The sequence below is a fragment of the Methanolobus bombayensis genome (genome assembly GCF_017873415.1).
GTDB classification, from domain to species: domain Archaea; phylum Halobacteriota; class Methanosarcinia; order Methanosarcinales; family Methanosarcinaceae; genus Methanolobus; species Methanolobus bombayensis.
The window spans coordinates 174,836-197,024 of sequence record NZ_JAGGKD010000002.1 but is presented as its reverse complement, the minus strand read 5'-3'; the positions used below and the strand labels follow the sequence as shown (position 1 = coordinate 197,024).

At 38.0% G+C, this 22,189-nt stretch carries 16 protein-coding genes and 1 tRNA gene; 9 read left to right on the top strand and 8 right to left on the bottom strand.

The features are described from left to right. Positions 1 to 76: 76 nt before the first annotated feature. The 3 genes from J2746_RS03180 to J2746_RS03170 are packed head-to-tail and all read left to right on the top strand — an operon-like array spanning position 77 to position 5,542. Positions 77 to 2,755, top strand: coding sequence for a type I restriction endonuclease subunit R (locus J2746_RS03180; protein ID WP_209616158.1), 2,679 nt, complete (start codon positions 77 to 79; stop codon positions 2,753 to 2,755). Next, on the top strand, positions 2,752 to 4,176 hold the full coding sequence (locus J2746_RS03175) for a class I SAM-dependent DNA methyltransferase (protein WP_209616156.1): 1,425 nt from the start codon (positions 2,752 to 2,754) through the stop codon (positions 4,174 to 4,176). The genes J2746_RS03180 and J2746_RS03175 overlap by 4 nt, the downstream gene beginning before the upstream one ends. Next, positions 4,160 to 5,542 carry a restriction endonuclease subunit S gene (locus J2746_RS03170; protein ID WP_209616154.1) on the top strand — a complete coding sequence of 461 codons (1,383 nt, stop codon included), beginning with the start codon at positions 4,160 to 4,162 and terminating at the stop codon, positions 5,540 to 5,542. The genes J2746_RS03175 and J2746_RS03170 overlap by 17 nt, the downstream gene beginning before the upstream one ends. Positions 5,543 to 5,689: 147 nt before the next feature. Here the strand turns inward: J2746_RS03170 and cas1 are convergent, their stop codons facing one another. Further along, positions 5,690 to 6,904, bottom strand: a complete 1,215-nt coding sequence (gene cas1 / locus J2746_RS03165) for a CRISPR-associated endonuclease Cas1 (protein WP_209616151.1) — start codon at positions 6,902 to 6,904, stop codon at positions 5,690 to 5,692. Beyond that, positions 6,901 to 7,761 carry a hypothetical protein gene (locus tag J2746_RS03160; RefSeq protein WP_209616135.1) on the bottom strand — a complete coding sequence of 287 codons (861 nt, stop codon included), beginning with the start codon at positions 7,759 to 7,761 and terminating at the stop codon, positions 6,901 to 6,903. Before J2746_RS03160 ends, cas1 begins: the two co-directional genes overlap by 4 nt. A 170-nt stretch (positions 7,762 to 7,931) precedes the next feature. Between J2746_RS03160 and J2746_RS03155 the strand changes: the two genes are divergently transcribed. The 4 genes from J2746_RS03155 to J2746_RS03140 are packed head-to-tail and all read left to right on the top strand — an operon-like array spanning position 7,932 to position 11,783. Continuing rightward, positions 7,932 to 8,072, top strand: coding sequence for a hypothetical protein (locus tag J2746_RS03155; RefSeq protein WP_209616134.1), 141 nt, complete (start codon positions 7,932 to 7,934; stop codon positions 8,070 to 8,072). After that, positions 8,069 to 8,713 carry a hypothetical protein gene (locus tag J2746_RS03150; RefSeq protein WP_209616131.1) on the top strand — a complete coding sequence of 215 codons (645 nt, stop codon included), beginning with the start codon at positions 8,069 to 8,071 and terminating at the stop codon, positions 8,711 to 8,713. Before J2746_RS03155 ends, J2746_RS03150 begins: the two co-directional genes overlap by 4 nt. A 26-nt stretch (positions 8,714 to 8,739) precedes the next feature. Continuing rightward, positions 8,740 to 9,090 (top strand): hypothetical protein, encoded by a 351-nt coding sequence (locus tag J2746_RS03145; RefSeq protein ID WP_209616128.1) that lies wholly within the window; start codon positions 8,740 to 8,742, stop codon positions 9,088 to 9,090. Next, the gene (locus J2746_RS03140; RefSeq protein WP_209616125.1) at positions 9,087 to 11,783 is read left to right on the top strand and encodes a DNA polymerase domain-containing protein; all 2,697 of its coding nucleotides are present in this window, start codon (positions 9,087 to 9,089) and stop codon (positions 11,781 to 11,783) included. Before J2746_RS03145 ends, J2746_RS03140 begins: the two co-directional genes overlap by 4 nt. Before the next feature lie 301 nt (positions 11,784 to 12,084). Here the strand turns inward: J2746_RS03140 and J2746_RS03135 are convergent, their stop codons facing one another. Then, entirely contained in the window at positions 12,085 to 13,428 is a 1,344-nt protein-coding gene (locus J2746_RS03135; RefSeq protein WP_209616122.1) for an ApeA N-terminal domain 1-containing protein, read from the bottom strand. 149 nt (positions 13,429 to 13,577) lie between these two features. Next, positions 13,578 to 13,661: transfer RNA gene (locus J2746_RS03130), tRNA-Leu, on the bottom strand. Between the two features lie 86 nt (positions 13,662 to 13,747). Between J2746_RS03130 and J2746_RS03125 the strand changes: the two genes are divergently transcribed. Next, on the top strand, positions 13,748 to 14,521 hold the full coding sequence (locus J2746_RS03125) for an MBL fold metallo-hydrolase (protein WP_209616120.1): 774 nt from the start codon (positions 13,748 to 13,750) through the stop codon (positions 14,519 to 14,521). Positions 14,522 to 14,572: 51 nt separating this feature from the next. Here J2746_RS03125 and J2746_RS03120 read toward each other — a convergent pair whose 3' ends face one another. The 4 genes from J2746_RS03120 to mtaA form a co-directional block, all read right to left on the bottom strand. Beyond that, positions 14,573 to 15,115 (bottom strand): DJ-1/PfpI family protein, encoded by a 543-nt coding sequence (locus J2746_RS03120; protein ID WP_209616116.1) that lies wholly within the window; start codon positions 15,113 to 15,115, stop codon positions 14,573 to 14,575. A gap of 273 nt (positions 15,116 to 15,388) precedes the next feature. After that, complete coding sequence (locus J2746_RS03115; protein ID WP_209616114.1) at positions 15,389 to 17,377, bottom strand: methyl-accepting chemotaxis protein; 1,989 nt, start codon at positions 17,375 to 17,377, stop codon at positions 15,389 to 15,391. Positions 17,378 to 17,693: 316 nt separating this feature from the next. Beyond that, positions 17,694 to 19,745 (bottom strand): methyl-accepting chemotaxis protein, encoded by a 2,052-nt coding sequence (locus tag J2746_RS03110; protein WP_209616111.1) that lies wholly within the window; start codon positions 19,743 to 19,745, stop codon positions 17,694 to 17,696. A gap of 355 nt (positions 19,746 to 20,100) precedes the next feature. Beyond that, positions 20,101 to 21,138, bottom strand: a complete 1,038-nt coding sequence (mtaA, locus tag J2746_RS03105) for a methylcobamide:CoM methyltransferase MtaA (RefSeq protein WP_209616106.1) — start codon at positions 21,136 to 21,138, stop codon at positions 20,101 to 20,103. A 233-nt stretch (positions 21,139 to 21,371) separates the two neighbouring features. Here mtaA and J2746_RS03100 point away from each other — a divergent pair, with 233 nt between their 5' ends. Next, on the top strand, positions 21,372 to 22,181 hold the full coding sequence (locus tag J2746_RS03100; RefSeq protein ID WP_209616102.1) for a COG1361 family protein: 810 nt from the start codon (positions 21,372 to 21,374) through the stop codon (positions 22,179 to 22,181). The last annotated feature ends 8 nt before the right edge of the window (positions 22,182 to 22,189 follow it).

The window sequence follows — 22,189 nt, the reverse complement described above, 5'->3', positions numbered from 1 at the left end:
ATCAATATGAACTTATTTATATACATAAATAGAATATCTTGTGAAGTTTACTTACTAAGAGTACCGAGGAATTCCAATGCAAGATCTCACTGAAAAACAGACAAGGAAAAAACTCATTGATCCTTTGCTGGCTGCAGAAGGTTGGAAAGTTGTACTTTATGGTGACAAAAAAGAATTATCAGAGTACAATAAATGTGCAATTGGAGAATATCCCACTTCTAATGGTCCCGCTGATTATGCGTTATGTGTGGATGGAAAAATACTTGGAATAATTGAAGCCAAAAAACTTACTTTAGGTCCACAAAGTGTCCTAACACAGGCAGAAAGATACTCAAAAGGGGTATCTGATAGTGAGTTTAATTTTGATAGTTTTAAAGTTCCTTTCTTATATTCAACAAATGGTACAGAAATTTGGCATCATGATGTTCGTGATCCTTTAAATCGTTCAAGAAAAATATCAAGTTTTCATACACCTGAAGCTCTAGTTGAAATGATAAACTTTGATGTTGATACTGCAACAACCAACTTCTTTTCTATTCCAGATAATCAGAAGATGAGACCATACCAATGTGAAGCATGTGACTCTATCGGGGAGGCCATTGATAGTAAGAAAAGAACAATGATGCTTGCAATGGCCACAGGAACCGGGAAAACATTTACTGTTGTAAATCTCATCTATCGGTTAATGAAAGCAGGTGTTGCTAAGAGAGTATTGTTCTTAGTGGATAGACGGGCACTTGCTGCACAGGCTGTAAGGGCTTTTTCATCTTTTGAAACGGAACAAGGTCTAAAGTTTGATAAAACATATGAAGTTTATAGTCAGCGTTTTCAGCGTGGAGACCTTGGTGAAGACGAGAACTTTGATGTAAATGCTATGCCTGAATCTTACCTGACCGATCCTAAAACAGAACATAGTTTTGTATATGTCTCCACAATACAGCGAATGACTATTAACTTGTTTGGGAAAACATCTGTATTTTCATGTTGTGATGAGAGTGAGGATGAAGATGTAAGTCAGTTGGATATTCCAATTCATGCTTTTGATCTAATTATCGCTGATGAATGTCATAGAGGTTATTCTGCTCAGGAGATCTCTACTTGGAGAAAGACACTTGACCATTTTGACGCTATAAAAATAGGACTTACAGCTACTCCTGCTGCTCACACTTCTGCATATTTCAAAGATATTGTCTTCAAGTACAGCTATGAACAGGCTGTAAGGGAAGGTTATCTTGTTGATTATGATATTGTAGCTTTGGAATCCGGAGTTCGTATGAACGGTATTTTCCTTCATGAAGGGGAAGCTGTCGAAGTTATTGATCCTGAAACTGGGCTTCGTGATATTGACATGCTTGAGGATGAAAGAGAGTTTTCAGCGGAGAAAATAGAACGAGAGATAACGTCTATTGATTCAAACAGGAAGATCCTTGAAGAGATAAAACGCTATTCGGATGAGCATGAAAAGAAATATGGACGTTTCCCAAAGACTCTGATTTTTGCTGTGAATGATTTAGCTTTTACTTCTCATGCTGATCAAATTGTTGACCTTGCAAGAGATGTTTTTGGTAGAGGAGATTCTTTTGTTCAGAAGATTACAGGTAAGGTAGATCGGCCTTTGCAAAGGATAAGAGAATTCAGAAACAGAAATATGCCTGGAATTGCTGTGACCGTTGATCTTCTTTCAACAGGAGTTGACGTTCCTGATCTTGAATATATTGTTTTCTTGAGATCTGTTAAATCAAGAATTCTCTTTGAGCAAATGATGGGAAGAGGAACTAGGAAGGGTGAACACTATCCTGATAAGTCCCATTTTGTTGTCTTTGATTGCTTTGCAGGAACACTTATTGATTATTTCAAATCCGTTACAGGTGTGACAGCGGAACCTCCACAAAAACAAGTTAAGCCTATTAGTAAGGTTATTGAGGATATTTGGAATAACCGGGATAGGAAATATAACACACGCATTCTAACAAAGCGTCTCAACAGGATAGACAAAGAGATGAGTGGGGAAGCACGTGATATGTTCAGTGCTTTTGTCGAAAACGGTGATCTCAAGAGCTTTGCTATTTCTCTTGAAAGAAGGCTTGAAGAAGATCTTACCGGAACTATGGCAATCTTGCGGAACAAAGACTTTTTGAATCTACTTGAGAACTATCCAAGGCCAAAGAAGACTTTCTTAGTAGATTATGGAGAAAGGGATGCAGTTTCATCTACATGGATAGTAAGAGATGCTTCAGGTAACGAGTATAAACCTGATGATTATCTTGAAATGTTCTCTGAGTTTGTGAAAGAAAACCCTGAAAAGATATCTGCTATTAGTATTCTTCTTAATCGACCACAGGAATGGAGTACAGATGCTCTTGAAGAGCTGAAGAAAAAACTGGAATCCTCACAGCAAAGGTTTACAGTTGAGAATCTTCAGCGAGCTCATGAAGTCAAATATAGTAAAGCTCTTGTAGACATTATCTCAATGATAAAACATGCTGCCTCTGAAGAAGAAGCTTTACTAACAGCAGAAGAGCGTGTAAGCAATGCCTTTTCTAAGGTTACAATGGGGAAGAGTTTCACAACAGATCAGCTTTTATGGTTAGAACGCATCAAAGCACACCTGATAGCGAACCTCTCTATCGATAAAGAGGACTTTGATTATATTCCAGTGTTTGCCGATCACGGTGGATGGAACAGAGCCAACCGTGTTTTTGAAGGTGAACTTATAACTTTGATATCTGAATTTAACAGGGCAGTTGCAGCATGAGCGATATTGTACAAAAACTATGGGGTTTTTGCCACACCTTAAGGCATGAAGGTATTGATTATGGAGATTATATTGAGCAAATCACTTACCTGTTATTTCTGAAAATGGCTGATGAAAGAGGCATTAAAATGCCTGAAGCCTGTGACTGGCAATCCCTGAAAGAACAATCTGGTACAGAACTTACAGAGCATTATAGTGATGCATTGAGAACTCTTGGTAAGCAGGAAGGGCTTCTTGGTGACATCTTTGCAGGTGCTCTCTCTCGTTTCCATAACCCTGTAAGTCTTAAAAAGATGATCACGCTTATAGATGAGACTGAGTGGACAGGACTTGACATTGATGTAAAAGCAATGGCTTTCGAGGGATTACTGGAAAAGGCAGCTAGTGAAGGTAAAAAGGGTGCAGGGCAGTATTTCACTCCACGTATAGTTATCCAGATGATCGTAAGATGCATGCAACCAGACCCACGCGCCAGTAGGGAGTTTGCTATAATGGACCCTGCATGTGGTACAGGTGGTTTTCTTGTGTCTGCCTATGAGTGGTTAAAGGAGGTTACCGCTGGAGGTGCTGTGGACCGTGACCTTGCAAAGCGTATCCGCCACAATACCTACTATGGACAGGAGCTTGTGGAACGTCCTCGCCGGTTAGCTCTTATGAATCTGTATTTGCATGGTATTGAACCTGAAATCAAACTGGGGGACTCCATTTATGAGATACCTGAATCTAAAAAGTTTGATGTAGTTCTCACTAATCCTCCTTTTGGAACAAGAGGTGCAAATCAATCTCCCGGACGTGAAGATTTTGTTGTCGAGACATCCAACAAACAACTGAATTTCATCCAGCATGTTATGACCATTCTGAAACCCGGAGCCAGAGCAGCTATTGTAGTACCTGATAATGTACTTTTTGCAGATCAGGCAGGAGAAGTTTTTAAGGTGCTCTGTGAAGACTGTGATCTACATACAGTCTTGAGATTACCTGATGGGACTTTCACACCATATTCTCCCGGAACAAAGACAAACGTGATATTCTTTACCAAAGGCATTCCCACAGAACATACCTGGGTCTATGATTGTCGTACAAATGTTCCAAAGATCACAAAGAAAGATCGTCCACTTACCAAAGAACACTTTGAAGAGTTTGAAAAATGCTTTGGTGATGAACCCAACGGTAGGGCGAAGCGTAATGAAAAAGACTCACAGGAAAATCGCTGGCATAAATTCCACATTTCCGAACTCACGGAAAGAAATTACAAGATTGATTCGCTCAAATGGCTAAGGGATGAATCTCTAGGCGATACACAGGATTTACCTGAACCTGAAGAACTTGTAGCTGAGGTAATAGATGAACTTGAAGCCGCAGTAAGTGAGTTGAATGCAATTCTGGACCTAATGGGGAACGGCTATGCAACAGAAGAGTGAACTGCCGGAAGGGTGGGAATTACCTTATTTAAAAGACATTTTAGAAATAAATCCGTCCAAACCTAAACAAGGTGCTGTTCCCTCAGATACTACTGTTACTTTTGTACCAATGCCAGCAGTTGATGCTGATTCTGGTTCTATAAATGCTCCTGAAGTTAGAACATTTTCAGAAGTCAGAAAAGGTTATACTGCTTTTCAAAATGAAGATGTGATATTTGCAAAAATCACTCCATGTATGGAGAATGGGAAAACAGCAATTGCAAGGAACCTACTAAACAATTTAGGTTTTGGGTCCACAGAATTCATTGTTTTGCGTTCCAATGGTGCAATTGTTCCTGACTATCTTCATCATTATATTCGTCAAGATTCCTACCGAAAGCTAGCAGAAGCAAATATGACTGGTAGTGTTGGACAGAAGCGTGTACCCAAAGAATTTGTTCAAAAAACATTAATCCCTCTTCCTCCTCTTTCCGAACAACAGCGCATTGTTGCAGTAATCAAGACACTTTTTGCCCGTTTAGACGCAACACGTGAGCGACTTGATAATGTACCAAAAGTTCTGAAAACTTTCAAACAGGCGGTATTAGCTGCTGCTTGTGATGGACGGTTAACAGAGGATTGGAGGAATTCCAATGAACATGTTGAAGCATTATCATCACCGAAAAACACTACTGAAAACAATGACATGAATCTCCCTATTAGTTGGACATATGCAGCGTTTAAATCAATAGTAAATAACCTAGATGGTAAGAGAATACCTTTAAAGTCTGCTGACAGGAAAAAAAGGCAAGGTTCATACCCTTATTATGGAGCTTCAGGAATTATAGATTATATAGATGATTACATTTTTGAGGGTAAATTTTTATTGATATCTGAAGATGGAGCAAATCTAGTAGCAAGAAATACACCTATCGCGTTTATTGCAGAAGGACAATTTTGGGTAAACAATCATGCACATATTGTTCAAACTATTGACAATATTCCACTAGAATACTTAGAAATCTTCTTCAATGGTTTTGATTTGCAGCACTATATTACTGGAAGTGCTCAACCAAAGTTGACCCAAGGAAGCTTAAACAAAATACAAATCCCTCTCCCTTCTCTTCCTGAGCAAATAGAAATTGTCAGGAGAGTTGAAGTACTCTTTGCTTTTGCAGATTCTATTGAAGCAAAGGTTGCAGCAGCAAGAGAGAAGTCAGATCAACTCAGGCAATCTATTCTTGCAAAGGCTTTTTCAGGGGAGCTTGTACCTACTGAAGCTGAGCTTGCCAGACTGGAAGGTAGAGATTATGAGTCTGCTGAAGTGCTGTTGGAGAGAATTAAAGCTGAGAGAGCGAGCAGTATGAAAAACAAAAAGAAAAAATAATCTGTCTCTTAGTTGTCTCCTGAGTCTGTCGCTTTGTCCGTTGTGTTTGTTTCTTGTTTATCGTCTACATTTGTCTCCTGTGTCTCTTGGAATTGTCTCCTAAATATAGCACGAAAAGACAAAGGAGACTACATGTCTCCATCAAAATCAATCATTTGCAACGAGCTTTTCCCACTTATCCAAACGCTCTTTATTATGTGCATTAAGCGTAAAAGGAGTATCCGCTTTCGCATTTTTCTTCATATAATGCAACGTTCCTTTTGAAAATCCTAGTTTTTTCCAATCGGAATAGGAAATACTGAGTATTTTCTGTCTTATGTCGTTTGTATCCTGTCTCTTTGTCTCATATTGTGGTTCTACAAAATCTGTCTCCTGTCTCTTACCAACTAGATACTGAGCTAATTCCCTAGTTTTCAGGAACATTACATAACTCCACATTGTCATATTCCCTTTGTAATTAACTCTCTTGTTGAGCCATAGATTGATCTCTTCAGTTAGTTTCTTAGCCCCAGTGGGCCTCAGGCGCAAGGAATAACTTTCAGTTCTAATGAAATCTTTCTTCTCCATGCAATCTCTTTCTATGAGGTTTAAAACAGCAAGATCTACTAAGAACCTGAAAGGTTCTTGTAAGTCATAAGCAAGACTATTCTTGCTAGTATTCATTTCATGCAAAAAACCCACGTGGGGATCTAGCCCCACAGCGTTGATGGCCCGGAGGGCCTCTGCCTCTAACAAAGCGTAGCCATAGTTAAGCATAGTGTTTACCATGTCCCCTGCCCCGTTGGGCCTACGGCCCGAATCAATTCTTGATTCATGATCATACTTTTCAGGAATAGCTTGTGAGAATTCATTCCAGTACTTGTAGGCAACACCACCCTCAACACCCATTATTTCCTTTATGGTCTTGGTTTTCTTGAGTTTCTCCAAGTCTTCTGTGAAATCGTAGTCAATTTCAGGATATCTTTGTTTAAGGTGTTCAAGTACCACTTGGGTCTTATCAAACTTGGCCTCAATAAAGTTCTTGGCTATTTTGACTCTTGCTTTTTCATCTTCAAAGGCATGATACTGAGAAAACCTTGTCTTGACATTAGTACTCTCAGGTGGAAGCATTGTTGTCAGTAATTTTCCATCCCAGTTGAGAATTGAGATCTGAACATTGTGTTTTATAAGCCATCTTATAGCATCCAGTGTAAGGTTTCCATTCTGAGCGTAGATAATGATGCTATCAATATCCATTCTTTTTGGAGAGAACACATATTCCTGAGGTTCTTCAGTTGTCGAGAATCTCCCATCTTTGACACACATTTTGGCATTATTTACACGAATATCGATGCCGTTGCCATTCAACAGTAAAAATCTCATTTAAGATCACTCCCCAGAGTATTAACATTTCCATCAAGCAACGCTATATCTATACCCTTTCTTGCCTGATCCCTTATTTGAGAAAGAACTTTGGCATTATTGTGCTTACCCTTATTTCTCAACTCAATTTCAAGATTGAAAAGCTTCGTTCTATTCTTTTCGATCAACTTGGCAGCATATAGTTTGTCATACTCGTCTTTTACATCTGCAAAGTTTTCCATTGTTTCGGCATCTTGGACAAGTTGTTCAATTACAGTCTCATCATTATACTTGCAAAGTAAGGCAACAATATTTCCTCGAAGAACAGGACGTTGTTTAGACATAGGTGGTATGTTTTTCAAAAGCGATCTCAACTTGGTAAGCAGTAAATTGATGTCGTTTGGTTGAATATTTTTATCCACAATATAGTGGTGAATAACTACCATTAGTTGATACGATAATTCAATGTCCTTTTCACTAAGATTTTTAACCAGAATATCTAATTGCAAAGGTTCTAAAATGTAATAATTTCTATAAGTATCCATTTCCCCTAAAGCAGCTATTTTAGCTTCAGAATCACAATCATTAAAGAGTTTGAAGACAGCATCAATATGCTTTTTTATTTCCGTATTCTCCTTTAGCAAAAAGTACTTTTCACGATAATCTGTTGGATTGATACCATATTTTTTGACTTGTTTAGCAGACAATTTTACTATGAATCCAGCTTCATTCAAGTATTCTAAGTGTCTAATAATTGTTCTTTCGCTGCGCTCACCTCTAAAGGCATCTATAATATCTTCCCTCTTTACAATTCCATAGCTAGAGAGGTATTCTTTCAAATTTTCATCTAAGTCTTTGCTTTTTCCTTGTTTACTCATGTGAATACATCTTTTTTTACAAATGTCATATTTCTTGAATATAGGACAAATAGCTCCAAATAGGAATCATATTTTCTTAATTAGATGCCAAATTACATCAAATTAGATGTTATATTGTATGTCAAATTTGAATATAAATCATGCGGTAATTTCAGGTATTGGTGAAAAAAATGACACCTAGAAACCGCTTAACAATAACATTATCTCCCTATTACAGAGAGAAACTCGAATTGATGTCAGACTTCTTTGGATGTTCCCAAGCTGAAGTTGTAAGAATTGCTTTAATGAAGCTCTGGGAGGAAGAAAGATGAGCAGGCCAAGATTCTCTAAGGAGTATAGAACCTATGGTGAATGGCTCAAAGCCATGCCAAGAGATACCAGGTATGCAAAAGAAATCATTAGAAAACATAAGCTAAACCCTTCAGCTACACTTAGCACTCTCCGTAAAATGAGAGTATCGGATGTATCTCCAGCTCTGAAAGCTTATGCTATGCTTTCTCCTGAAGAGGTCGACATGAGAAGTAGAGCCCTTCTGGCTCTGAGTGATCTAAGAAAAGGCAAAAACCTTACTTTAGCTGCAAAGCAGCAAGGAATCAGCTTAAAAGATGCTCTAAGACATCTTGGTAATGCTGTATTCAAAAAGAATGGCAAATGGGTTGCAACAAAAACAGACAGCATTGAAAGAGGTAGATGGATTTACTCGAATGGTAAAAGAATCAGTGTTGTAGTCAATAGCTCAAGGGATGGATCTCTTATCAGTAGATATCTGGCTATTGTCAAAATTGCTGTGAAAAACGGGGATAAGAACCTACTTGAACCATTTAAAGATGTCAAGATAAGGGGAGTAGATGGTAAAGAATACTCACTTGAAACTGATCTTGACAAGTTGTATGAGCTTAAAGAACAGGTAGAGGATTCTGAATCTCTTCCAGTATACGACAACAGAATCTGAGCCTTTTAAATTGCTGAGGGTTAAGCTTGTCCAACGAAGATTTCATTATGCAGATAAAACAGCAAGCTAAGGATGAACAGCTTGTTAAAAATGGTATCTGTGAAATCTGTGGAGAAACCAACCCTTATGCACTGAAAATCTACGAAAATCATCACATTTCTACAAGAGGCTTTTCGGATGAAACAAGGGTTCTGTGTCTGAACTGTCACGCTGCTGTAACGCATTTTCAGAATGAATTACCACCTAAGTTCAGATCAAGCAAATTACCTCTAGAGAAGAGAATAAACTACATTTTGCTTACACATGCAGCATTAAGAAAACGTATGGATGAAGTTGAAATTGATCTTTTAAAACAAAGTTATGAGGGAATTGAATGAATAAACTAGCTTTGCGAACATACCCTACGAAAAAAGAAACTAAAAAGAAAAAGAAGAGTAATTTTAAATATGAGAAAGAAATTCCTGAATTTACCAGAGTTCTTACTTTTGATACAGAAACAACGGCTGATGAATATCTTAACTTAAAATTTGGTTACTTTGATGTACATGAGAATGATGTTTTTCATTATGGTGGACTTTTCTGGGATGAGAGACATGTTTCAGAAAAAGAACATAAGGAACTAATAAAATTCTCTGAAAAACATAACATACGCTTGTTTCCTCTTGAAGAGTTCGTTAGACTCTTTTATCTAGAAGTTTATGAAAGAAAAACTCTCTGTATCGGTTTTAACCTTAATTTTGATCTATCACGGATCATTCTTGACTATGGTCATGGAAGGTACTCAGGTAAAGATGGTTTTTCTTTTTTACTCACTGAGGATACAACATACCCTAGAATACGTATAAAGCATCTCACAGGGAGATCTTTCAATATTGAATTCACAAGAGCAAAAGGCAAGTATAGGAAGGGAAAAACATTCAAAGGACATTTTCTGGATGTACAGAAGTTAGCTTGTATTTTGACAGATAACAAATCTCTTAATCTTGAAAATGCCTGTAAGATATTTGATACACCAATAAAGAAGGAAAAAACAAAGAAACACGGTGTGATAACTCAAAAATACATTGCTTATAACATTACAGATGTAAAATCTACATACGAGCTATTCAAAAAAGTAAGACAGGAGCATGAAAGATATCAATTAAACATTTCAATGACTGATGTTTACTCTGCTGCTTCTCTTGGGAAACAGGCACTCAAGCAATGCAACATCACACCTTTCATGGATCAAAATCCCGAATTTTCTCCTGAAATCCTTGGAAAATTGATGAGTGGATATTATGGAGGACGATGTGAGTGTAAGATAAGAAAAACACCTACAAAGGTTACTGTGCTGGACTTTTTCAGTATGTACCCAACTGTAACACTTCTCCTTGATCTCTGGAAATTTGTTGTAGCAAAAAGTGTTCAATATACAGATGATACAGAAAATGTTCGTAGATTAATAGAGTCATCCACGTTAGAAGATACACTTAATCCCGATATCTGGAAGAATTTAGTTGTTCTTGTTGAAATTGAGCCTGAGGAAGACATTTTTCCCGTTAGAGCAAAGTATAAGGAAAAGGATGCGACCTTCAATATTGGTATTAATAAAATAACATGGGACAAAAGCCTGTTTTACTTCCTCCCCGATGTTTTAGCTTCAAAGTTGCTTACTGGTAAATCTCCAAAGATTAAGAGGGCTATTAAGTTTATTCCTGAAGGCATTCAGGAGGATCTCAACGAAACAGAGGTCTATGGAGTTCATGTAAATCCAAAAGAAGATAATCTTATCAAAGTCCTTGTTGAACGTAGACAAGAGATTAAACAAAAAATGAAAGTAATCCCTAAGGATTCACATGAGTATGATGTTCTTGATGGTCAACAAAAAGCAGTTAAGATTCTCAATAATGCAACTACATACGGAATTTATATAGAAATGCATCCAAAAGATGAGGAGAATTTGACTGCATATAGCAATATTAACTATGAAACAAAAGGGAAATTTGAAGAAACTGCGGCATTTTTCAATCCAATTATCGGTGCATGCATTACAGCAGGATCTCGTTTGTTAATTACGATTGCTGAAAGATATGTGATGGATAAAGGGGAAGTTCATGCATATATGGACACTGACTCTATATTTGTTCCTCCACATCTTGCAGACGAATTAAGCCACCTCTTTGATTCATTAAATCCTTATGATTTTGAGAAACCAATTCTTGAGATAGAGGATGGAATGGAAGACATCTGGTTTTATGGTATCAGCTCTAAGAGATATTGTTTGTTCAGGAAAGAAGGAAACAAAATCATCATTCCTGAAGGTAAGAAACTTTTCTATAAACTACATGGTTTAGGGCATATCACAAATCCCTTTAGTCTTGAATTGAAGGAAGGAGATCATTGGCACAAAAGATTTTGGGATGACATTCTCAAGGTTCACTTCCATCCTGAGGAGTTGATTGATGTATTGGAGAAATATGACAATTATGCCGTTATCTCTAACTTCACTGTATCAACTGGAACTATTTGGACACGCTTCAAGAAAATGAATGAAGGTAAGGGTTTTGCTGAGCAAATCAAACCTTTTAACTTTATGCTTGTTGGAAGTGGTGCAAAAGTCAATGAAAAAGGAGATCATATTAAACCAGTTGCTCCTTTTAATAAAAATCCCCAAGTGGTACTTGGAAAAAAATTCATAGACTACAAAACAGGAAATGTCCTACAGGGTAGACATTACTGGAAGCCGTTGAGTGATGTTTTTCTTAGTTACATAAGCCACCCAGAAGCCAAATTTGAAGGGGATATTGGGATTCTGCAACGGAGACATTTGAAACCTAAAGGATGTGTTTATATTGGCAAGGAAGCCAACAAAATTGAGATGCAGGAATTGGATGGTATTAATGTTGAGGTCTATCCTATCATTGAAGAGGTGAGGGAATTTATACTCAACTTAATTCCGTCAGAAGCTAGAGAAATAGGGATTAAGCACAGGAGTTCACTGAAGCAATTGAAGGATAGGGTAAGAGAAGGTGACTTTAATATGAGTACTAAGGAGATGAAAAAGGTGCTAAAAACATTGTACTATTAATTTTTCATCTTTCCTTTGTTTAAACAATATATAAGTACTGTAAGAGAATAATAGACAATACTAAGAAAAAATGTGAAGTGATTAAAATGGGTGAAACATTAGAATTCTTGGAAGGTATATGTGAAGGCTGCGAGCATTTTGACAACTGTAGATGGGACTACAATCCTGAAGAATGCCCGCACGCGGATTTCAGCTAAATAAATGCATATACTGTGCAGGAGTTAGGAGAGTTTCTCAACCTAACTCTTCTAGGAAATAATACTTTCAATAAATTAAATAAGTTAATGATAAGTTTAGTTTATTAACTTCCATCATCCTTGAATATCTCATATACTAAGCACATTGCTACGACTTTTTTCATTTCATCAACATAATCAGATAATTCATGATAATTTAATGAAGTGTAATCAATATTTTCATAATGAGTGAAAGTATCACGATGATTTCCTATATACTGGGCAAATGAATCCCTTTCTTTGCTTTTCCACTTAAGTAAATCCTTATCATTGAGACAACTCAAAATCGTTCTAATTCTTTTTTTGAATGTATGCTGATTCAAGTATCCTAGCTTATTAATGAAAGTATTAGTTACAGGCTCTTCTACATTCTGCCTAATAGATTCAGATAGAATAAAATATATTTCTTGAAATTCTTCTGCTGATTCGAGATAGGTTCCTCTAAAGCATTTTCTGTGATAAGATTCAATAGCTTGAGCTAAACCTAAAAATTTAAACTCTAAATACATCTCACTACTGTACAAATTTCCACAATACAAATTGATTATTGGTTTCAACTCTTTCGATATACGAAACCAACTACTAAAACATAAATTAGATTTGTCCTTTAAATCTTTGTAAGTAAACAGGATATTTGAATCCTTTACTTTTTCTAAAGTAGGGTTTGTTTCATAAAAGACCTTAATATCAAGATATATGTCTTTTTTAGTCTCAAAATGGGTAATTTTATGATTTTTCTTTTTTCCAGTAATTGAAATCGGGTAAACGGGTATGTCTAATGCCAAGGATAAAAAATTCCTCAAATCAAATAATACCCCTTCCATTAAATAATTAAAATGAACTGCTTCATTTAAAGCAAATTCAAAATAGCTATCTTGTTTTAATAGTAAAGACCTAGTGCTTGGTTTAATAAGCAATTTGCTTATTAAGGATAAAGTGAGTTCAGATGATTCATATAACTTTTCTTTTTTTCGTTCTAAATCACAGTTAAGAGATATACTTGCTTTTCCATCATTGTTTTTACGGAAAAAATCATTAAAGAAAGAGGGAAATTCTGAAAGCCAATAATCAAGATTGGAATAACTCACTAAAATCTCATCAAAACAGATATCTTCTTCTTCAAAGAAATGATATCCATCAAATATGAAGAGAACTTTGAAAGTTGCATTATCACTTTGTTCTATATGTAAGCATTTATAGCATGTAACCTTACGACCGCCTACCAAACCTAGTATAATATCATGATTAACCAAAGCATTCTGCGAATTCAAAATTTTGGTTTCATATTGAAAAGAACCAATTAACTCTAAAGATCCACCATCTGAAGAATTAAATTGCAAAATACCACTTACTTTATCTTCTTCCTTAGTAGGCAACCACCAAGTTCCTTTCATCTCAAAAGAGTCCATGTAAATACTATACCAAATCTAACATTATAAATTTAATTGCAACAAAAATTATTGAAATAAATTTGCAAAATAACATACAAATTAAATTTTGAATCTATGCATTATAAAGCGTACACTTTTTTTACGTTATATATATCCCAATGCGCAGGTGCGAGGGGAGGGATTTGAACCCTCGAAATCCTTCGATACTGGATCTTAAGTCCAGCGCCTTTGACCAGCTGGGCAACCCTCGCAGGAAGAATAAGTGACGACTGCCGGTCATACGGTTTTAAACACCAGATAATAACAATTAAGTTACTTAAGTCTTATTATAGCTATTATGAAAATCACTTTTCTTGGCACAGGTACCGGGATACCACAGGATGGCAGAGTTCAGTCCGGTTTGTTGATGGATACAGGAGATTCCCTTCTGCTTTTTGATTGCGGGTGCGGGGTTCTTGGAAGGATTTACGAAAGCAGGCACGACCATAGGGACATAGACGCTATCATAATCACACATCTGCACCTGGACCATGTGGGTGATATACTTGCCCTGCTCAAGGCAAACTGGCTCGTAGGAAGGACAGAAATGCGCATATACGGACCACAGGGCATAAAAGAATGGTATACAAAGACAATGGAGGTCTACGACTATCTCAAGGACAGATTTTTCGTAGATATCACAGAACTTTCACCAGGTGAGGAGTTCATCCCTGAAGGTACGGATGGAAAATGCAACTGCACCATCAGAACCGCAAAAACCACACATACGGAAGAATCCCTGGCATATCGTGTTAAAAGCAACAACAAAATTGTAGTTTACACAGGTGACACAGAACCATGCGAGGAAGTCATGGAACTGGCAGAGGATGCAGACGTACTCATACATGAATGCTCTTTCCCGCTGGGATTCCCCATGACCAATCACACAACGCCTGATATGCTCACCCTCATGATGGAAGAGCACCCATTGACCTCAAAGGAGCTTTACCTCACACACCTATATCCTCAAATGCAGGGACATTACAGGGAAGCTGTGCATCATATCAGTAAATACTACAAAGGGAAAGTGGTTGTTGCCAAAGACCTCATGTCAGTTGAAACTGAGGATTAAAGGTAAAAAGATCACAAAAGAAAAAAGGATAAAAAAAGCCGGAAATCCGGCTTACATATTCCCAAGGGCTTCTACAACAGCCTCACCAAATTCCTCGGCACTTGCAGGATCCCTTCCGGTGACAACATTATCAGTGACGATCACACTTTCATTCTCATAGATAGCGCCACCTTTCTCAAGCTCCTTTATAGATTCCGGATCCTTGAATACAGTAGCTCTTTTATTCTCAAGAACACCTGCCCTTGCAAGGACCACAGGGGATATGCAGATAGCAGCAACAACCTTTTCCTGCTCAAAAGCATCCGCAACCAGTTCCTGAAGATCCTTATCAGACCACAACCGTTTTCTTGAACCGGGACCACCTGAGATAACGATGGCATCATAATCCATTACATTCGCCTTAGAGATTGCAACATCCGGCTTTACAGACCTTCCAAGCACTCCCGTAGCCTCATCTGTCGTGTTACTTGCAATAGTGATGGTTATACCTTCATCCTCAAATACTTCTCTTGGTTCAAAGAACTCCTCATCCCTGAAATCTTCCTGTGCAACAATCATCAAAACTTTTTTGCTATCTAGATCTGATCCTGGCATATTATCACTTTGCTATCAACTTCTCCAAATCACTTTTAAATTTCATACTCGATACTGAACAGTCCTTTAGGACATTTTATTTTTATACTGCTAATTGGATAATTTTTCATTTCAAATACTTATAATTGACGAGCAATATGCAAAATAACAGAACAGCAATATAAAATCATTGGCAGGAAATCATTCTGACAAAATTGATCATCAGATTAAAACTTAATACTAAATTAAAGAAAGAACAAAATAAAAAAAACCGGAGTGAAAAACGTTCACTCCTTATTCGGTAATATATTTGGACACAATCTCCTGCATATCAGAAGCCATCTGAGCAAGTTCCTGGGAACTCTTGGATATTTCCTGTATGGTAGCATCCTGTTCCTGCACTGCTGCAGAAGTCTGCTCAGTACCTGAAGCAGAACTCTGAGAAATTGTTGCAACCTCATCTACCGTGGCAGTAACCTCTTCTATGGAAGCTGATTGTTCCTGTGCCGCAGCAGCGATATTCTCTGCCATAAGGGCAATACGGTTACTCTCTTCAACGATCTTCTGTACTGCTTCAACAGTACCTGTAAGTGCAGTCACACCTTCAGCCACGGTCCTGGTACCATCCTCCATTGAAGACACAGCTTCATGAGTGCCATCCTTGATCTCAGTAAGCAGGTCAGCTATCTGTGATGCCGCAGTTCCTGAATTCTCAGCAAGCTTCCTTACCTCATCCGCAACAACAGCAAACCCACGTCCGTGCTCTCCTGCCCTTGCAGCTTCAATGGCAGCATTAAGAGCCAGCAGGTTGGTCTGGTCTGCAATGCTGGTAATGATATCAACGATCTCTCCTATCTGGTTGGATTTTGATTCAAGGTCCTTTATGACATTTGCAGAGCCATTTGTAGCTTGCTGGATAGCATCCATCTGTCTTAGGAGGTCCTGAGACTGGTCTCCCACACTGGCAATGAAATCCCTTGAGGAATTTGCTGCTTCTGCTGCATTCTGCGCATTGTTTGCAATATCCTGTATACCTATAGTCATATCATTCATTGTCCTGGAAATGTCATCAGTCCTTGATGACTGCTCTACGGATCCTCTGGCAATCTCATTTACAGTAGTTGCTACCTGTGTTGAAGAAGCTGTCATTTCTTCAATTGAAGCTGACATCTCCTCAGCAGTGGATGCCACATTATCAGCACTTTTGCTTACAACATTAATTACCGACGAAAGCGAGTTCAATATCTCATTCAGTCCGGCAGGAATAGCTGTAAAGTCAATATCCACATCTGTTTCAGCTCTTGTATCTATCTTACCTTCAAGAGCATCATCTGATATTTGCTTAAAGTCTGCGACAATATTCTGTATTCCACCTGAAATTGACCTGCTGATAAGTAGTGCAGCTCCTGCTCCAAGTATAGTGAAAGCCAGAACTGCTGCAATAAGACCATTCCTGATGGCTCTTACAGGAGCCTCAAATTCATCAACATAGGTTCCGGATATAATTATCCAGTCCTTTGCCTCATAATAGGCATAACCCATAGCTTTGTCACGGCCTTCCCAGTTATAGTTGATCCTTCCTTCTTTATTTGCGATGATTTCCTGGGCAAAGTCATGCTGAGCAACATTATCACCTTCAATGTTCGGGTGAATAATAAGATCACCATTAGAATCCATCACATACATATAACCCGTTTCACCAAAGACAATATCACTCATCTGTTCTTTGATTATTTCGCGATAATGTTCTTCAGGAATACCGACAAAAAGAACACCTATCACAGTTCCGGAATTGTCAACAACTGGTTCATAAAGGCTCAAATACCATTCTCCAAGTACATTTGCCCTTCCTTCATATGTCTGCCTGTTTTGCACAACAGCTCTGTAAATATCATTGTTCAGGCTGGTTCCGACTACACGATTACCGTTCTCATTACGAATTGTAGTACTTACGCGAATTGCTTCACCGTTCTGAACCTGGAAAACAGTTACATCACCGCCTGTTTCCTCAGCAATCTTGTCAAGAACAGCATAATTGCCATTAATAGTGTACTGATCACCAAACATCATGTTTCCATTAGCAATAGACGGATTACCAAATGAATCGAGAGTATTACCTGCAACTTCAAGATTTGATTCCAGTTGTTCCTGACCTATTGAAAAAACAGCATCAATATATTGTTTTTCCATGAAAACCTGTTCGTCAAGTCTTTGATACAACTGTTCGTGAATTGCGTTTGAAGTCTGATCATATGCAAAAATTCCCACTGCCGTAACCGGCAATATAGTAAGAATTAATGCAAATATTATTATCTTTTTACTTATAGTAACGTTTTTGAAATTGAAAGATTTGCTAAAATTCAGATTACCACATCCTCAAAGTCTCTGGTATTTAGTTAAAATATACCAAATTTAAAGTGTATATCTTGCACAATAATCGCTTTTATAAATATCAAAAATATATAAAACTAATGTATATCTAACAATACTTCTATCAAAAATACAATTAAAAATAAAAGTATATAATTGAAGAATAATAGAAAAAGAAAAAATTATTAAAAAAAGGAGAGGGATGCGACCCTCATATTAACTACAGAATTTATTCTGTCACGTACTTTCCAACAAGTTCCTGCATCTCGGAAGCCATCTGAGCAAGTACCTGGGAGCTTTTTGATATTTCAGTTACTGTAGCACTTTGCTGTTCCATGGATGCAGATGTTTCTTCTGTACCTGCAGCAGCTTCCTGTGAAATGGATGCGACCTCATCAACCGTTGCAGTAACCTCTTCAATAGAAGCAGACTGTTCTTCTGCAGCAGCAGCGATATTCTCTGCCATCTGAGCAATCCTGTTACTTTCCTCAACGATTTTCTGAACAGCTTCCACAGTTCCTGTGAGAGCCACAACGCCATCTTCAACAGTCTGTGAACCGGTATCCATGGATGATACTGCTTCATGAGTTCCACTCTTGATATCATTAAGTAGTTCTGCGATCTGTGCAGCTGCGGTTCCTGAATTCTCGGCAAGTTTCCTTACCTCATCTGCAACAACAGCAAACCCACGTCCGTGTTCTCCTGCTCTTGCAGCTTCAATGGCAGCATTAAGAGCCAGCAGGTTGGTCTGATCGGCAATACTTGTGATAATATCCACAATTTCTCCGATCTGGTTTGATTTGGCTTCAAGATCCTTAATGACATCTGATGAGTTATTGGTGGCGCTCTTGATTGCATCCATCTGGTCAAGCATATCTTTTGACTGAACACCTACGTTAGAGATAAAGTCCCTTGCAGCAGTTGCTGCTTCAGCTGCCTGCTGAGCACTATTAGCAATATCCTGAACACTCATTGTCATATCATTCATTGTCTTTGCCACATCATCTGCCCTTGAAGACTGCTCCTGTGATCCTCTGGCAATCTCATTGACCGTATCTGTAACTTCAGCGGAAGCTGCTGTCATCTCCTCGATTGAAGCTGACATCTCCTCAGCAGTAGATGCTACATTATCCGCACTGTTTCTCACAACATCTATTACCGAAGTGAGCGAATTCAATATCTCATTCAGGCCGGCAGGGATTGCTGTAAAGTCAACATCCACATCCGTTTCAGCTCTAGTATTGATCTTACCTTCAAGAGCATCATCTGAGATCTGTTTAAAGTCTGCAACAATACCCTGAATTCCACCTGATATGGATCTGGCAACAAGGAAAGCAGCTGCTGAACCAAGTATTGCAAATACAAGAATTGCTGCAACAAGACCATTCCTGATAGCTCTTACAGGTGCTTCGAACTCATCAACATAAGTTCCTGAAGCAATTATCCAGTCCTTTTCAGGATAATAAGTATAACTTATTGATTTTTCACGTCCGTTCCACATATAATTGAGTCTTCCTTCTTTGTTTGCCACTATTGTTTTAGCAAAATCATTCTCAAGAAGGTTATCTCCCTCAACACTTGGATGAATAATTACATCACCGTTTGAATCCATTACATACATGTAGCCGGTTTCACCAAAAGTGATTGTAGACATCTGTTCCTTTATCTGAACACGGTAAACTTCTTCAGGTATACCTATTGAAAGAATACCTATAGTATCTCCATTCAAATCCTTAATAGGCTTGTAGTAAGCCATGAAGTATTCACCAAGAACATTGGCACGTCCACTAAATATGTTGCCATTAGTAACTACTGTATTGTAAACTTCATCGGAAATCCTTGATCCCAGGGCACGACTGCCATCGGAATTTGTAGTTGTTGTAGCTATCCTTGTTGCATAGCCATTCTGTACCTGGAATATGGAAACCTCACTTCCGGTTTGTTTTTTAACACTATCAACTATAGTGTTATCTCCATTTACAACATAATCACTACCAAGGACCATTTCTCCATCAGATACTGACGGATCACCATGAGAGTAAAACACTTCATCAGCAACACCCGCACTTGAAACCAGATTTTCCTGAGCTATAGTAAAAATAGCTTCAACATATTGCTTTTCCATGGCAACCTGCTCATCCAGTCTTTCATGCAGTTGTTCCCTGATTGCATTTGCAGTTTGATCGTAGGCAAAAATACCAACTGCCGTCATTGGCAGTATTGTAAGGATCAATGCAATAGCAATGATCTTCCTGTTAATTGTAATGTTTTTGAAATTCAAATGATCGCATCCCTATCTCTTTTATTTAAATATGATAAAATTCTTGTTTCTGCATTTAATGTGGTATTATGTTACACACTTGCACACAGTATTATATAAATACTATCTATATAAAAGTAATGTTGTAAAAATAGAGCTGGATATATTTTTCCAGCAGATTCTTGTTGTGTTGAAATAAGCATGCGCAGCTGCGAAAATTAATAGTTTCTAAAAAAAACAACACGTGATTATATATATTAAGTTTTTATAAAATACATAAAAGCATCATTTATGATTTGGGAAAATACAAAAATTATTTGATGTATTTTTCATCAAATAAAAATTAATATTCGCAAATTAAGTCAAAATCACAGAGTCACCTGGTAGATACTTCCTGATAATATTCATCCCTGGAAGCTACAAAAGCCTTTATGTTATCAACTGGTGTTCTTGGAGCAATTCCACAGCCCGGTGCAAGTATTCCTGCACCATCCCTGATGCATTGCTTTGCCTCTTTTTTGATCTGGTCTGCAGGCTTGCTTAATAAAGTCGCTGCAGGTGAAACATTGCCTATAAGACATGCTCTGCCAGAAACAATGCTTTTTGCATATGAAAGATCGGTTCTCTCTTCAATGCTAAGTCCTCCAAAGCCTGAATCAGCCATCTGATCCATTATATCTGTTGCATCACCGCAAATATGGAGGATGCTGTGTCCTTTCATGTTGGCGGTCAGAGACCGATATTCCGGAAATACAAGTTCACTGAAAAGTGGTGGTGGTAAAAGGTCTGGGCCTGCTTCGGAATCTATTATCACAACGGCGTCAACTCCCCTTTCAAAAAGCAGATTCGCATATTCAACACACACTTCTGTTCCTAGTTTAATCAGACGCTTAAGAAGTTGCGGTTCGGTTATACACCAGCGCAGATAATTCTTTGCACCACATAAATAAAATGCAATTGAAGCAGGTCCGATCATTCCGGCAATAACTGGAATATCTTCCTGAGATTTGTTTTTAATTATCTCCGCAGCTTTGAGCATGATACTTATTCGTCTGCTGTCAGCCAGGCTATCGGGAAGTAAAAATTCCTCTGCGTCTTCCTTGGTTTTACATGGAAAATCAAGTTGATATGGTTGAGTATCAATGGACCCTTCATTGAAAGTGCAACCCAGTGTCTCAGCTATCACAGTAGTGCAGAACGGAAATCTCACTGCTTCAAGGCCGGCAACCTCATTACCTGCAATTGCAAGGGTTGCCATGCTTTCTGGATCGTAGTGAGCCTGTGGCCATTTAGCACCTGTTATTTCCATGAGTTCCACTACTCCTGTTTGTGTTACAGAGCAAACAGGAACCTTATCTACCTCTTTCCCTTCAAGACAACGAATAAAACGTTCTTTTGCAGTAATACCAGACATATGGAAACCTCAAATCGTAGCTGTTTATGTGTATATGAGTCCAGAGCATATGAAATTAATTCAGGGAACGTTCTGTAATTGTAACATCTGGAATGAGTGAAGATGAATTATTGAACTTTTTAGAACAACAGGTACTTACAGCTTATTTTTAATTAAAAATTAATATATCACTACAAAAAAATATCAAAGCCTATTTAAACTTTTAAGTACTTTCAAAAGTGAGGTACTTATATATGACAGAACTAGTCCGAAAGATGATTATAGCGATGTCCATACTGGCCATTGTGCTGGTATCAGGATGTACGGATACTACGCAAACTGCTGATCCGGTAAGTACTGACAATGTTTTTGTCAGCATCAGTCCTGTGGTTGTTAAAGAATTCCAGGATCAGGACATATCGCTTGTAGTAACGAACAATGACACACAAGCAATTGACTCCGTAACGGTATCGAGTTTCATTCCATTAACAGTTTCAGGAACAGGATCTGTGAATATAGCAGGAAAAGAAACTACTGCACAGTCTTCAGCCCTGAATGCAAAGATCACAGCACCTGCATTTGACACAGATGTTAACGATTCTGCAGTCACAGTAAGTTATCTTTCAGGAATGGATGAGGAAGGAAAACAGATCACCAATACTAAATCCGTACCTGTTAATGTTACCATAATTCCTGATGTAAAGCTACAGTTCCTTGGATTTGTCGAGGATATGGACTCACTGCGTACAACATCAGCCGAAACCTGGGAACTTAAGAAAGGGGAAAATGCAACTATTAGTTTCTCTGTGAAAAATCACGGACAGAGCACAATACCAGCAGGTCTACTTACAGTTGTATTTGATGTAGACAATGAACTCATCGCTGAAGATGCTTCAATGAATATTAATGAATCCATGGCCAGAAGCGGAACATCATACACCAAGGGTATTCAGATACCGGTGAAAGATGATGCTCCTAACGGGGAAACGGATGTATATGTAAAACTTATGTACGACGATCATGTCGTAGATGAGCAGACACTGATACTAACAGTTAAGCTGTAGGCGATAAC

Excerpts from the sequence above, each read along its gene's own strand:
- J2746_RS03155 (WP_209616134.1), top strand. The coding sequence starts at position 7,932 with ATGACACCTAGAAACCGCTTAACAATAACATTATCTCCCTATTACAGA.
- mtaA (WP_209616106.1), bottom strand. The coding sequence starts at position 21,138 with ATGTCTGGTATTACTGCAAAAGAACGTTTTATTCGTTGTCTTGAAGGG.
- J2746_RS03140 (WP_209616125.1), top strand. The coding sequence starts at position 9,087 with ATGAATAAACTAGCTTTGCGAACATACCCTACGAAAAAAGAAACTAAA.
- J2746_RS03170 (WP_209616154.1), top strand. The coding sequence starts at position 4,160 with ATGCAACAGAAGAGTGAACTGCCGGAAGGGTGGGAATTACCTTATTTA.
- J2746_RS03175 (WP_209616156.1), top strand. The coding sequence starts at position 2,752 with ATGAGCGATATTGTACAAAAACTATGGGGTTTTTGCCACACCTTAAGG.
- cas1 (WP_209616151.1), bottom strand. The coding sequence starts at position 6,904 with ATGAGATTTTTACTGTTGAATGGCAACGGCATCGATATTCGTGTAAAT.
- J2746_RS03100 (WP_209616102.1), top strand. The coding sequence starts at position 21,372 with ATGACAGAACTAGTCCGAAAGATGATTATAGCGATGTCCATACTGGCC.
- J2746_RS03125 (WP_209616120.1), top strand. The coding sequence starts at position 13,748 with ATGAAAATCACTTTTCTTGGCACAGGTACCGGGATACCACAGGATGGC.
- J2746_RS03150 (WP_209616131.1), top strand. The coding sequence starts at position 8,069 with ATGAGCAGGCCAAGATTCTCTAAGGAGTATAGAACCTATGGTGAATGG.
- J2746_RS03160 (WP_209616135.1), bottom strand. The coding sequence starts at position 7,761 with ATGAGTAAACAAGGAAAAAGCAAAGACTTAGATGAAAATTTGAAAGAA.
- J2746_RS03180 (WP_209616158.1), top strand. The coding sequence starts at position 77 with ATGCAAGATCTCACTGAAAAACAGACAAGGAAAAAACTCATTGATCCT.
- J2746_RS03120 (WP_209616116.1), bottom strand. The coding sequence starts at position 15,115 with ATGCCAGGATCAGATCTAGATAGCAAAAAAGTTTTGATGATTGTTGCA.
- J2746_RS03135 (WP_209616122.1), bottom strand. The coding sequence starts at position 13,428 with ATGGACTCTTTTGAGATGAAAGGAACTTGGTGGTTGCCTACTAAGGAA.